Here is a 12,357-nt window from a genome sequence, read left to right on the forward strand (position 1 = left end):
TCTCGCTCACACCGCCTCGAAAATCCCGGCCGCGCCCATGCCGGTGCCGATGCACATCGTCACCATGCCGTACTTCTGCTTGCGTCGGCGCAGCCCGTGAATCAGCGTGGCGGCGCGGATCGCGCCGGTCGCGCCGAGCGGATGGCCGAGTGCGATCGCGCCGCCGAGCGGATTGACCTTGGACGGATCGAGGCCGATGTCGCGGATCACCGCCAGCGACTGCGCGGCGAAGGCTTCGTTGAGTTCGATCCAGTCGAGCTGGTCTTTCTTGATGCCGGCCTGATCGAGTGCTTTCGGAATCGCCGCGATCGGGCCGATGCCCATGATCTCCGGCGCGACACCGGCGACGGCGAAGCCGACGAAGCGCGCCAGCGGGGTCAGGCCATAGGCCTTGATCGCGTGTTCGCTGGCGAGCAAGAGGGCGCCGGCGCCGTCGGACATCTGCGAGGAATTGCCGGCGGTCACGCTGCCGCCGTTGCGGAACACCGGCCGCAGCTTGGCCAGACCTTCGGCGCTGGTGTCCTTGCGCGGGCCTTCGTCGGCGGCGATCGTGCGCGCGTCGTCGCGGATCGTGCGCGTGGCGAGATCGGGATAGTGATCGGCCAGCGTATACGGGGCGATTTCGTCGGCGAACTCACCGGCGGCCTGCGCAGCCAGTGCTTTTTGATGCGAAGCGAGCGCGAACGCGTCCTGGTCTTCGCGGCTGACCTTCCATTGTTCGGCGACCTTCTCGGCGGTGATGCCCATGCCGTAGGCGATGGCGACGTTGTCGTCGACGAAGGCGGCCGGGTTCATCGCGATCTTGTGGCCCATCATCGGCACCATGCTCATCGATTCGGTGCCGCCGGCGATCATCAGATCGGCTTCGCCCAAACGGATGCGGTCGGCCGCCATCGCGATCGCCTGCACACCAGAAGAGCAGAAGCGGTTGATGGTGACGCCGGGCACCACGTCCGGCAGGCCGGCGAGCAGCACGCCGATGCGCGCTACGTTCATGCCTTGCTCGGCCTCCGGCATCGCGCAGCCGATGATGGCGTCGCCGATGCGCGTCGCGTCGACGCCCGGCGTCTGCGCCAGCGCCGCACGCAGCACGTGCGCGAGCAGATCGTCGGGGCGGGTATTGCGGAACACGCCGCGCGGCGCCTTGCCGACCGGCGAACGCACGGCGGAGACGATGTAGGCGTCTTGGATTTGTTTGGTCATTGGCTTTCTCCGAAAGCCGGGATTGGGGATTGGGGATTGGAGATTGGGCAAAGCCGAGCCGCCGTCCTCTCCATCCCTTTTCGCCGCTGCACCCCGGTGAATGTGTCTTCTACGAATCCCGAATCTCGAATCCCGAATCTCAGTTCCTGAGCGGCTTGCCCGTCGTCAGCGTGTGCTGGATGCGTTCCTGCGTCTTGGGCATCTGCGCCAGTTCGAAGAAGTGTTTGCGCTCCAGATCGAGCAGCCACTGTTCGTCGACTTGCGAGCCGCGCTCGATCGCGCCGCCGCAGAGCACGTCGCCGATGCGCGTCGCGATCTCGTTGTCGTGGGCGGAGATGAAGCGGCCTTCGAGCATGTTGACCAGGGCCATCCGCAAGGTCGCGAGGCCGACGTCGCCGGCGACGGTGACGGCGTTCGCCGGCAGGGCGGGGCGATAGCCGGCTTCTGCCATCGCCAGCGCGGTGCGCTTGGCGACGTAAAGCAGCTCGAACGCGTTGAACACGACGATGTCGTCGGGTCGCAGCAGGCCGAGCTGCTTGGCTTCGAGCGCGCTGCCCGACAGCTTGGCCTGGGCGACCGTCTCGAACAGACGCTTGATCTCGGGGAACGGATCGCCGTCGGACGCGCGCTGCGCGGCACGCACGGCGATCTCCTTCAGGCCGCCGCCGGCCGGCAGCAGACCGACGCCGGCTTCGACCAGGCCGATGTAGCTTTCCAGCGCGGCGACGGTGCGCGCGCTGTGCATCTGGAATTCGCAGCCGCCGCCGAGGGCGAGGCCGCGCACCGCCGCGACCACCGGCACCAGCGCGTACTTGATGCGCTGGCTGGTGCGCTGGAAGTTCGCGATCATCGATTCGAGCAGGTCGATCTTGCCCGCCTGCACCGAGCCGAGCATGCCTTTGAGATCGGCGCCGGCGGAGAACGCATCGCCGGTCTGCCAGATCACCAGGCCCTTCAGATGTTTCTCGGCGTAGTCGATCGCCTGCTGGATGCCGTCGAGCACGGCGTCGTTGACGGTGTTCATCTTGGTCTTGAACGAGACGATGCCGACGCCGTCGTCGCCGAGCTGCCACAAGCGCACGCCGTCGTTCTCCCACAGCGTCTTGCCGCTGTCGAATTTCTCGCCGAGCAGGGCGTCGGGGAACAGCTGGCGCGCGTAGACCGGATGCTTCGAGCGTGGCTCGTCCTTGCCGGTCTTGGGCGAATAGGAGCCGGCGGCGTGATGCACGCCGTCGACCTGGCCGACCCATGCGGGAAGCGGCGCCGCGCTCATCGCCTTGCCGGCGGCGATGTCCTCGGCGATCCAGCCGGCGATCTCGCGCCAGCCGGCGGACTGCCAGGTCTCGAACGGGCCGAGTTTCCAGCCGTAGCCCCAGCGAATCGCGAAATCGACGTCGCGCGCGGTCTCGGCGATGTCGGCGAGGTGGTAGGCGCTGTAGTGGAACAGGTCGCGGAACACGGCCCACAGAAATTGCGCCTGCGCGTCGCCGGATGCACGCAGCTTGGCGAACTTCTCCACCGGATTCTTGATCGCGAGGATCGCGGCGACTTCCTCGCTCGGCTTGGCGCCGGAAGCGACGTAGTCCTGCTTGGCCAGATCCAGCACGACGATGTCCTTGCCGCGCTTGGTGTAGATGCCGGCACCGGTTTTCTGGCCGAGCGCGCCCTTGGCGATCAACGCCGACAGCCACGCTGGGGCCTGGAAGTGCGCATGCCACGGATCGTTGGGCAAGGTGTCCGCCATGGTCTTGATCACGTGCGCCATGGTGTCGAGTCCGACCACGTCGGCAGTGCGATAGGTCGCGCTCTTCGGGCGTCCGATCGCGGGGCCGGTGAGAGCGTCCACCAGATCGAAGCCGAGGCCGAACTGCGCGGTGTGGTGCATGGTGGCGAGGATCGAGAACACGCCGATGCGGTTGCCGATGAAGTTCGGCGTGTCCTTGGCGTAGACCACACCCTTGCCGAGCGTGGTGGTGAGGAAGGCTTCGAGGCCGGCGAGCACGTCGCGGTTGGTTTCGCGATCCGGAATCAGCTCGACCAGGTGCATGTAGCGCGGCGGATTGAAGAAGTGGATGCCGCTGAAGCGCGCGCGCAGGTCGAGCGGCAACGCATCGGCCAGCGAGTTGATCGACAGGCCGGAAGTGTTGCTCGCTACTACTGCAGAATCAGAGAGATAGGGTGCGATCTTCTTGTAAAGATCGAGCTTCCAGTCGAGCCGTTCGGCGATCGCTTCGATGACCAGATCGCAGTCGCGCAGCGCCTCCAGGTGCTCGTCGTAGTTAGCGGGCAGGATGCCGGCCACTTTCGATTTCTCGGCCAGCGGCGCCGGCGAGAGTTTGGCGAGATTGGCGATCGCCTTCTGCGCGATGCCGCTCTTGTCGCCTTCTTTGGCCGGCAGGTCGAACAACAATGTCTCGACGTCGGCATTGGCCAGGTGCGCGGCAATCTGCGCGCCCATGACGCCGGCTCCTAGGACGGCAGCCTTGCGGATGCGAAGGGGCGGAAGACTCATGGAAGACTCCAAGTTAAAAGACTCTTGAGAAGTGCGGTCAAGATTGGCCGCTGCTGGACGATACGGAAACCTTGCGCGCCGGAAACGGTTCGTGCCGCGGCGACACGGCGCTTACGGACGAGCGCAAAAAATCAAACTCGCAAACCGGCGGCAGCGAAGCGGATCAAGTGCTCGGCGGTCCGCTCGCGATGGGTCGCTTCGGAGGTTTCGCCGCGCCGCTTGATCACGCCGAAGTCGGCCATCGCATAGGTCAGGGCGCCGGCGACGATATCCAGTCGCCAATACAGCTCCTCCTTGTCCAAGTGCGGCAACAGTTGCAGGAAGGCGGTGGCGAACTCGCGCAGCACGTGGCCGTAGTTGTCGGACAGGAATTTACGCAGACGCTCGTCGTGTTCGGCGTAGGCGCGTGCGAGCACGCGCACGAAGGCGGCGCCGCCGCCGCTGTCCATCGATTGCTCGAGTGCAGGGCGCACGAATGCGTCGAGCACGTCTTCGAGCGTGTGCTGCGGTCGCGCGAGAACGGCGGCGAGCGCGGCCAGGCGATGACGATTGAGTTCGTCCAAGCGGCGCCGGAATACTTCTTCGATCAAGCTCTCTTTCGAGCCGAAGTGATAGTTGACCGCGGCCAAGTTCACCTTCGCCGCTGCGGTCACCTGACGCAGCGATGCGCCGGCGAAACCGTGGCGCGCGAACAAGGTTTCGGCGACGCCGAGAATGCGCTCTTTGGTGGAGAAGCTCGGCTGGCTCGGAGGCATACGCAATCCAGTGCGGCTCAAACGATCGTTTGAATACTAAGTCGCCTTGCGGGCGAGGTCAAATTGACACGGCATACGGTGTCAAAATGCGTCGAAATTAGCTAGAATCTTGCGCGATAATGTGGGCTAAGCCTGCGGATCGCCGCAGATTTGGCGCTACAACGGCGATTCGCCGCCTCCCTTTCGATTCAATCCCCCGGAGATACTCTGCATGGCGCTGGAGCGCACTCTTTCCATCATCAAACCCGATGCGGTCGCCAAGAACGTCATCGGCGAGATCTACTCCCGTTTCGAGAAGGCCGGGCTGAAGGTCGTCGCGGCGAAGATGAAGCACCTGTCGCGGCGCGAGGCCGAAGGCTTCTACGCCGTGCATCGTGAACGTCCGTTCTTCGCGGCGCTGGTCGATTTCATGATCTCCGGCCCGGTCATGATCCAGGCGCTGGAAGGCGAGGGCGCCGTCCTCAAGCACCGCGACCTGATGGGTGCGACCGATCCGAAGAAGGCCGCGCCGGGCACGATCCGTGCAGACTTCGCCGACTCGATCGACGCCAATGCAGTGCACGGTTCCGACGCGATTGAAACTGCAAAAGTGGAAATTGCGTACTTCTTCTCAGAAACGGAACTGTGTCCGCGCTAAGCATCGGACCTTTAAGCGAACAGTATCCCGTGACGACGGCCAAGGCCAATTTGCTCGACTACGATCGCAACGGGCTGCGCGAACTTTTCGCGCAGCTCGGCGAGAAGCCGTATCGCGCCGATCAGGTGATGAAGTGGATTTATCACCGCCACGTCACCGATTTCGCGCAGATGACCGACGTCGGCAAGGCGCTGCGCGAAAAGCTCGCTGCGGCCACCGAAATCGTGCCGCCCAAGACCTTGTTCGAGAAGCAGGCCAATGACGGCACCTACAAGTGGCTGCTCGGCATGGACGGCTCCAACGCGATCGAGTCGGTGTTCATTCCGGAGACCTCGCGCGGCACGCTGTGCGTGTCCTCGCAGGTCGGCTGCGGCCTGAACTGCCAGTTCTGCTCGACCGCGACGCAAGGCTTCAACCGCAACCTGTCCGCCGCCGAGATCATCGGCCAGGTCTGGGTCGCGGCGCGGCATCTGGGCAACGTGCCGCACCATCAGCGCAAGCTGACAAATGTTGTCATGATGGGTATGGGCGAGCCGTTGCTGAATTTCGACAACGTCGTCACCGCGATGAGCGTGATGCGCGACGACCTCGGTTTCGGCCTCGCCAACAAGCGCGTCACGCTGTCCACCGCGGGCCTGGTGCCGATGATCGACAAGCTGTCGGAGGCGAGCGACGTGTCGCTCGCGGTGTCGCTGCACGCGCCCAACGACGAGCTGCGCACCGAGCTGGTGCCGCTGAACAAGAAATACCCGATCAAAGAATTGCTCGACGCCTGCCTGCGCTACACCGCGCGCCGTCCGCGCGCGACGGTGACGTTCGAATACACGATGCTGAAGGGCGTCAACGACCAGCCCGAGCATGCGCGTCAGCTGATCAAGTTGATGCGCAAGGTGCCCTCGAAGGTCAATCTGATCCCGTTCAATCCGTTCCACGGCACGCGCTTCGAGCGCTCCGATGAAAGCGTGATCCGCGCGTTCCAAAAGATCCTGCTCGACGCCAACGTGCTGACCATGGTGCGGCGCACGCGCGGCGACGACATCGACGCGGCCTGCGGCCAGCTCAAGGGTCAGGTCACCGACCGCACGCGCCGGCAGGCCGAATTCCGGCGCAAGCTGGAGCAGGGAGTGGCCGATGCGGCTTGAGCGCGCGCTCCGCTCGTGCGGACTGGCGGCAGCCGTGCTGCTGCTCGCCGCCTGCGGCAACGGCTCGATCGGTGCCGTGAAGAAGGAGAGCGCGGCGACGCAGAAGCAAGAAGCCGCGCGCACGCGCACCGACCTCGGCCACAAGTACTTGCAGCAGGGCAAGCTCGAGGTTGCGCTGGAAAATCTGACCAAGGCGCTGGAATACGATTCCAGCTACGTCGATGCGCATACCGTCATCGCCGTGCTGTACGAAACGATCAACGACCCGGCCAAGGCCGGCGAACACTACAAGCGTGCCGTCGAACTGAAGCCCAAGGGCGGCAGCGAGGCGAACAACTACGGTTGGTTCCTGTGCCGGCAAGGCCGCTACGACGAATCGCAAGCGTATTTCGATCGTGCGCTGGCCGATCCGTTCTATCAGACGCCTGCGGTCGCGCTGACCAATTCCGGCACCTGCCTGGCCAAAGCAGGCAAGCGCGACGAAGCCGAGCAGCGCTTGCGTCTGGCCTTGGAGCGCAATCCGAACGACGGCGAGACGTTGATCCAGCTCGCTTCGCTGCTGTACGAGAAAGGCGACTATCTGAAAGCGCGCGGGTTCATGCAGCGCTTCGAGGCGACCGCAACGCAGCCGCGCCCCGACGCGCTGATGCTGGGTCGCAATATCGAACTCCGGCTCGGCAATGGCAGCTCGGCGGGTGACTACACCCGTCGCCTGCTGCAGGCTTTTCCGGAGTCGGAGCAGGCGCGTTCGTTGAACGTGCAAGGGTCTTCGTGATGTCCGTAAGTAACCGTCAGCCGATGACGGGTGTTCCACCACCAGGGGGGAGTCCGGCAGCCGATCAGCACGCGCACGACGTGCAGGCGACCGGCTCTGCAAGCGAGGGGGGCGGCCAAATGACGCTGCCATTGTCCGGAGATATCGACGTCATGAGAGCCGCAGAGGCCTATGAAATGAACGAATTCAATCCAGAACAGGCGCATGGCGGGGGTGCCGTGGCTGCGCATGACGATGTGAATACCGACGCCGACACCAGCTCGCTCGGCCAGCGTCTGCGCGCTGCGCGCGAGGCACGCGGCTGGAGCCGCCCCGATGTCGCCGCGCGCTTGAAGCTGCCCTTGAGCCTGCTCGGCAAGCTCGAAAGCGACGATTACGAAGGTCTCACGCAAGGCGTGTTCTTGCGCGGGTATCTGGGTAGCTACGCCAAGTTGGTCGGCGTACCGGTGGAACAGGTCGCCAGCGTGGCGCATGCGCACACGCAGCCGGCGCCGCTGGTGGCGACCGGCACGATCTCGCGTTCGCGCTACCTGTTCGACCGCTATTCGGTCAGCGCGACCTACCTGATCCTGACCGCGATCATCGTCGTCCCGGCAGTCTGGCTCGCCACCCACGGCGGCCTGGAGCAGAACCTCGCGCGCACGACGCCGCTGGATCCGCCGGCCAGCGTGACGCCGGCGCAGGAGCTGTCGTCCGCACAAGATACGCCGGCGTCGACTACGACCACCGACATCGCCGCCGATGCGTCGGCGCAAGCCTCGACCGGCGCAGCGCAGACCCAAGCCGCCGCGCCGCCGCCCGCGCCAGCCGAACAGGCGCCGGTGATCGCTTCGATGACGCCGTTCACGACCGCTGCCGCACCGACGCCCGAACCGCCCAAGCCTGCGGACGAGGCGATCGGTACCGGTTCGCACACGCTGCAGCTCAAGCTCAGCCAGGCGAGCTGGGTCGAAATCCTCGGTGCCGACGGGCAGCGGCTCGAATACGGCACTCTCGCCGCCGGCAGCGAGCGCAGCTATCGCAGCGACGGTCCGGTTTCGGTGCGCTTGGGCAATGTGCAGGGCGCCGAAGTGCGCTCCGACGGCAAGCTGATCGAGCTGACTCCGTTTCAGCGCGGCAATGTCGCGCACGTCAAGCTGTTCGACGGCAGCGTCAGCCGCGTCGAGCAGCAGTAATCGCGGCTGAACTCGCACACACCCGCGGCCGCGCCCAGCGGCCGCGGCGTCGCGGTTTCCTGATACCCTTCGCTGTCCCGTCCGCGGGCCGAGCCCTACGGCACGGCACGCGCTTTCGTGCATTTCCTAGGTGAGTAAGGCATGGCTTTCGACGATCTCGACGAACACGAGCAGGGCGAACAGGTGCGCAAATGGTTGCGCGAGAACGCGATCTCGATCGCGGTCGGCGTCCTGCTCGGCATCGTGCTGATTTTCGGCTGGCAACAATGGAAGGCGCGGCAGGGGCGGCAGTCGCTCGAAGCCGCGGCGCAGTTCCAGGCGCTCAGCGATGCGGTCGAGGCGAAGCGCGAAGACGACGTCGGCAAGATCGCCGAGGCCTTGCGCAAGGACTATCCGAGCACCGCCTATGCAGTGTTCGCGGCGATGTACCAGGCCGACCTCGCGGCCAAGAAGAACGATCTGGCCGCCGCTGCCGGCGCGCTCGATTGGGCGCGTCAGAACGCTGCGGTCGGTGGCCTGAAGGCGCTCGCTTCCTTGCGCCTGGCGCAGGTCAAGCTGGCGCAGGACGACGCCAACGGCGCCGTCGCCTTGCTCGACGGCATCGAAAAGGGTGAATACGCCGGACTCGGCAACGAGATTCGCGGCGATGCGCTGGTCAAGCTCGGTCGCCTCGACGACGCGCGCAATGCGTATCAAAGCGCGCTGACCAATCTCGATCCGCAGGCGCCCAACCGCAGTTACGTACAAATGAAACTGGACGATCTCGGTGCGCCGGCCGCGGCGCCGGCGAGCGCGCCGGCCAAGGAGAAGCTCGGCTCATGAAGCGCTCCCTCATTCTCGTCGTTGCGCTCGGCGCAGCGCTCAGCGGTTGTAACTGGATCAAGGGTCTGGGCAAGAAGGACAACGTCGAACCGCCGACGCCTTTGACCGAATTCGCACCCACCGTACAGATCGAACGCATCTGGAACGAAGGCATCGGCAAGGGTGCCGGCGAATCCGGCGCGCGTCTCGCGCCGAGCCTGGTCGACGGCCGCCTGTACGCGGCCAGCATCGACGGCCGCATCGAAGCTTTCGACGCAGCGAGCGGACGCACGCTGTGGCAGCAGAGCCTGGGTCAGCGCTCGGGCAGCGGCTGGCGCTTCTGGAGCCGCGGCGACAACTCCCTGCGCTGGAGCGGCGGTCCGACGGTGGTGGGCGACCTGCTCGTGGTCGGCGGACTCGACGGTCAGCTCTACGCACTGTCCTCGCAGGACGGCAGCGAGCGCTGGCACGTGCAGATGACCTCGGAAATCATCGCGCCGCCGGCGATCGCAGGCGATACCGTGGTGGTGCGCACCAACGACGGCCGTCTCAGCGCGGTGAATGCGGCGGACGGCAGTGCGAAGTGGATCTTCGAACAGCAAGTGCCGGCGCTGAGCCTGCGCGGCTCGTCCGCGCCGTTGATCGTCAACGGCAACGTCTACGACGGCTTCGACAACGGCAAGGTCGTCGCCCTGCGCCTGCAGGACGGCGCGCAGGTGTGGACGCAGACCCTCTCGGGCGCGGAAGGCCGCACCGAAGTGGAACGTCTGGCCGACGTCGACGGCGCTCTCGTCAGCGACGGCAACAACTTGTATGCGGTCGGCTATCGGGGCCAAGTTGCCGCGCTCGCGCTCGACAGCGGTCGCCCCTTGTGGCAGCGCGACCTCTCCAGCTACGTCGGCGCGGCGGTCAGCGGCGCCACGGTGGTGGTGGTCGGCGCTGACGGCAACGTCTGGGCTTTCGACCGCGAAACCGGCGTGAACCTTTGGAAGCAGGATCAATTGAAGTACCGCTGGCTCAGCGCGCCGGCTATCGACGGTAAATACGCCGTGGTCGGCGACGTCGAAGGCTATCTGCATTGGTTGAGCCTGGAAGACGGTAAATTCGCCGCGCGCGAACGCCTCAGCAAGAAGCCGGTCGAAGGCGCGCCGCTGGTGGCCGGAGGCGTGGTCTATCTCGAAGACGTGAAGGGACGCATCGGCGCGTACCGCGCGCGGCAGTAACTTCTCGATCGTCCTTGATCGCTGCTCTCGGAGGCGTTCGCACGATCCGCAGCATTCCGCGCAAATGCTGCGCAAGGGCGGCCATCCGTGGCCGCACTTTTCAATTGTGGAGCTTTCGATGCTTCCGGTAGTCGCCCTGGTCGGGCGCCCCAACGTCGGCAAGTCGACCTTGTTCAACGTGCTCACGCGCACGCGCGACGCGCTCGTGCACGATCTGCCGGGCGTCACGCGCGACCGCCATTACGGCGTGTGCCGGCTGCTGCCGGAACGGCATTTCGTCGTCGTCGATACCGGCGGCTTGATCGAACATGCGGCCGGACTCGACGCGCAGACCGCGCGCCAGGCTGAACTGGCGATCGAGGAGGCCGATGTCGTCCTGCTCACGGTGGACGCGCGCGACGGCCTTCTGCCGACCGATCGCGCGATCCTCGATCGCCTGCGGCGTGCCGCCAAGCCGACTCTGTTGCTGGTGAACAAGGTCGACGGGCTCGAGGAGCACGCCGCACTGGCCGAATTCGCCGCGCTCGGTCTCGCGTCCGTCTTCGGCGTTTCCGCCGCGCATGGACGCGGCATGGCGCCGGTGCTCGACGAAATCGCCGCGCAATTGCCGGCGCCGGAAGCCGATCCGCTCGCAGTCGCCGCCGACGACGGCATTCGCGTGGCGATCGTCGGCCGCCCGAATGCCGGCAAATCGACCCTGGTCAATCGGCTGCTCGGCGAGGAGCGCGTGATCGCCTCCGACCTGCCGGGCACCACGCGCGATTCGATCCGCATCGCGCTAGAGCGCGACGGCAAGCACTACACGCTGATCGATACCGCGGGCGTGCGCCGCCGTGCGCGCATTGAAGACGCGCTGGAGAAGTTCAGCGTGATCAAGGCGCTGCAATCGGTCGAAGCCGCGCACGTGACGGTGCTGATGCTGGATGCACGCGAGGGTGTCGCCGATCAGGACAGCGCCTTGCTCGGCCACGTGCTCGAATCCGGCCGCGCGCTCGTCATCGCCGTCAACAAATGGGACGGCATGGACAAGTACCAGCGCGAGCAGTGCGTGGCGTCGCTCTCGCGCAAGCTCGATTTCGCGGCGTGGGCGCGTCAGGTGTTCATCTCCGCTCTGCACGGCAGCGGTATCGGCGAGTTGATGAAGGCGATCAACCGCGCGTACGCGTCCTCCAACCACAAGTTCACCTCTTCCGAGCTGACGCGCGCGGTCGAAGCGGCCTATCAGGCCTATCAGCCGCCGCTGGTGCGCGGACACACGCCGAAACTGAAATTCGCCCATCCGGCCGGCGCCAATCCGCCGACCATCGTGATCCACGGCGCGCGCACCAAGCACATCGCCGAGGGTTACCGGCGCTATCTGGAAAATTTCTTCCGCAAGCGCTACCGGCTCGAAGGCACGCCGATCCGCATCGAGTTCCGCGACAGCGACAATCCCTACGCCGGCAAACGCAACGAGCTGACCGAAGGCCAACAGCGCCGGCGCACGCGCATGATCCGCAACGCGCGGCGCGGCAAGCGCTGACGGCGGACGCCGCAATGACGGCGCCGATCACGATCGCGATTCTGGCCGGCGGCGCCGCGACGCGGCTGGGCGGACGCGACAAGGGATTGCAGCCCTTGCTCGGCCGGCCGCTGATCGCACATGTGATGGAAGCGGTCGCGGCGATGGACGCGACACGCGTGCTGATCGTCGCCAACCGGCATGCGGACGACTACGCCGCATTCGCCGAAACGATCCGCGACAGCACCGAAGGATTCCGCGGCCCGCTCGCCGGCGTCGCGGCGGCGCTCGCCGTCTGCGCATCGCCTTGGCTCGCGACTCTTCCGGTCGATTGCCCGCAGCCGCCGCGCGATTTCGCCGCGCGGCTGCTTGCCGTAGCGGAAGCCGCGAGCGTGCCGGCCGTCGTCGCGCACGACGGCGAGCGGCGTCAGCCTCTGTTCGCTCTGTATCGGCGCGAACTGGCGAGCGCTGCCGCAGTGGCGCTCGACCACGGCCACGGCGTCTGGCCTTGGCAGGACTCAGTCGGCGCGCGCGAACTTGATTTCGCCGATCGCCACGCGCACTTTCGCAATCTCAATACCGCGCAAGATTTCGCCGCCTATGCCGCCGAGCACGCCGTCCGCTGAATTCGCG

11 protein-coding genes are annotated in these 12,357 nt (G+C 65.9%); 8 read left to right on the forward strand and 3 right to left on the reverse strand.

Going from position 1 to position 12,357, the window contains the following annotated elements; genetic code table 11:
• Positions 1 to 6: 6 nt before the first annotated feature.
• From AC3QL3_RS09310 to AC3QL3_RS09320, 3 genes are all read right to left on the reverse strand, one after another.
• Entirely contained in the window at positions 7 to 1,203 is a 1,197-nt protein-coding gene (locus tag AC3QL3_RS09310; protein ID WP_492898285.1) for an acetyl-CoA C-acyltransferase, read from the reverse strand.
• A gap of 139 nt (positions 1,204 to 1,342) precedes the next feature.
• Positions 1,343 to 3,715: a 3-hydroxyacyl-CoA dehydrogenase/enoyl-CoA hydratase family protein gene (locus AC3QL3_RS09315; protein WP_492898287.1), complete on the reverse strand. Its 2,373-nt coding sequence runs from the start codon at positions 3,713 to 3,715 to the stop codon at positions 1,343 to 1,345.
• A 131-nt stretch (positions 3,716 to 3,846) separates the two neighbouring features.
• A complete protein-coding gene (locus AC3QL3_RS09320) occupies positions 3,847 to 4,470 on the reverse strand; it encodes a TetR/AcrR family transcriptional regulator (RefSeq protein WP_492898289.1) in 624 nt (207 codons plus the stop codon).
• 211 nt (positions 4,471 to 4,681) lie between these two features.
• Here AC3QL3_RS09320 and ndk point away from each other — a divergent pair, with 211 nt between their 5' ends.
• The 8 genes from ndk to mobA all read left to right on the forward strand — a co-directional run bounded on the left by ndk (position 4,682) and on the right by mobA (position 12,350).
• Positions 4,682 to 5,107: a nucleoside-diphosphate kinase gene (gene ndk, locus AC3QL3_RS09325; protein ID WP_492898291.1), complete on the forward strand. Its 426-nt coding sequence runs from the start codon at positions 4,682 to 4,684 to the stop codon at positions 5,105 to 5,107.
• The gene (rlmN, locus tag AC3QL3_RS09330) at positions 5,095 to 6,249 is read left to right on the forward strand and encodes a dual-specificity RNA methyltransferase RlmN (RefSeq protein WP_492898293.1); all 1,155 of its coding nucleotides are present in this window, start codon (positions 5,095 to 5,097) and stop codon (positions 6,247 to 6,249) included. The genes ndk and rlmN overlap by 13 nt, the downstream gene beginning before the upstream one ends.
• Positions 6,239 to 7,024 (forward strand): type IV pilus biogenesis/stability protein PilW, encoded by a 786-nt coding sequence (gene pilW / locus AC3QL3_RS09335; RefSeq protein ID WP_492898295.1) that lies wholly within the window; start codon positions 6,239 to 6,241, stop codon positions 7,022 to 7,024. Before rlmN ends, pilW begins: the two co-directional genes overlap by 11 nt.
• Before the next feature lie 152 nt (positions 7,025 to 7,176).
• Positions 7,177 to 8,199 (forward strand): RodZ domain-containing protein, encoded by a 1,023-nt coding sequence (locus AC3QL3_RS09340; RefSeq protein WP_492898297.1) that lies wholly within the window; start codon positions 7,177 to 7,179, stop codon positions 8,197 to 8,199.
• A gap of 141 nt (positions 8,200 to 8,340) precedes the next feature.
• Positions 8,341 to 9,021, forward strand: a complete 681-nt coding sequence (locus AC3QL3_RS09345; protein WP_492898299.1) for a YfgM family protein — start codon at positions 8,341 to 8,343, stop codon at positions 9,019 to 9,021.
• On the forward strand, positions 9,018 to 10,223 hold the full coding sequence (gene bamB / locus AC3QL3_RS09350) for an outer membrane protein assembly factor BamB (RefSeq protein WP_492898301.1): 1,206 nt from the start codon (positions 9,018 to 9,020) through the stop codon (positions 10,221 to 10,223). Before AC3QL3_RS09345 ends, bamB begins: the two co-directional genes overlap by 4 nt.
• A 118-nt stretch (positions 10,224 to 10,341) precedes the next feature.
• Positions 10,342 to 11,745: a ribosome biogenesis GTPase Der gene (der, locus tag AC3QL3_RS09355; protein ID WP_492898303.1), complete on the forward strand. Its 1,404-nt coding sequence runs from the start codon at positions 10,342 to 10,344 to the stop codon at positions 11,743 to 11,745.
• A 14-nt stretch (positions 11,746 to 11,759) separates the two neighbouring features.
• Entirely contained in the window at positions 11,760 to 12,350 is a 591-nt protein-coding gene (mobA, locus tag AC3QL3_RS09360; protein WP_492898305.1) for a molybdenum cofactor guanylyltransferase MobA, read from the forward strand.
• The last annotated feature ends 7 nt before the right edge of the window (positions 12,351 to 12,357 follow it).

This window comes from Dokdonella sp. GW821-FHT11D02 (assembly GCF_058808595.1).

Excerpts from the sequence above, each read along its gene's own strand:
- AC3QL3_RS09310 (WP_492898285.1), bottom strand. The coding sequence starts at position 1,203 with ATGACCAAACAAATCCAAGACGCCTACATCGTCTCCGCCGTGCGTTCG.
- AC3QL3_RS09315 (WP_492898287.1), bottom strand. The coding sequence starts at position 3,715 with ATGAGTCTTCCGCCCCTTCGCATCCGCAAGGCTGCCGTCCTAGGAGCC.
- AC3QL3_RS09320 (WP_492898289.1), bottom strand. The coding sequence starts at position 4,470 with ATGCCTCCGAGCCAGCCGAGCTTCTCCACCAAAGAGCGCATTCTCGGC.
- ndk (WP_492898291.1), top strand. The coding sequence starts at position 4,682 with ATGGCGCTGGAGCGCACTCTTTCCATCATCAAACCCGATGCGGTCGCC.
- pilW (WP_492898295.1), top strand. The coding sequence starts at position 6,239 with ATGCGGCTTGAGCGCGCGCTCCGCTCGTGCGGACTGGCGGCAGCCGTG.
- AC3QL3_RS09340 (WP_492898297.1), top strand. The coding sequence starts at position 7,177 with ATGAGAGCCGCAGAGGCCTATGAAATGAACGAATTCAATCCAGAACAG.
- AC3QL3_RS09345 (WP_492898299.1), top strand. The coding sequence starts at position 8,341 with ATGGCTTTCGACGATCTCGACGAACACGAGCAGGGCGAACAGGTGCGC.
- bamB (WP_492898301.1), top strand. The coding sequence starts at position 9,018 with ATGAAGCGCTCCCTCATTCTCGTCGTTGCGCTCGGCGCAGCGCTCAGC.
- der (WP_492898303.1), top strand. The coding sequence starts at position 10,342 with ATGCTTCCGGTAGTCGCCCTGGTCGGGCGCCCCAACGTCGGCAAGTCG.
- mobA (WP_492898305.1), top strand. The coding sequence starts at position 11,760 with ATGACGGCGCCGATCACGATCGCGATTCTGGCCGGCGGCGCCGCGACG.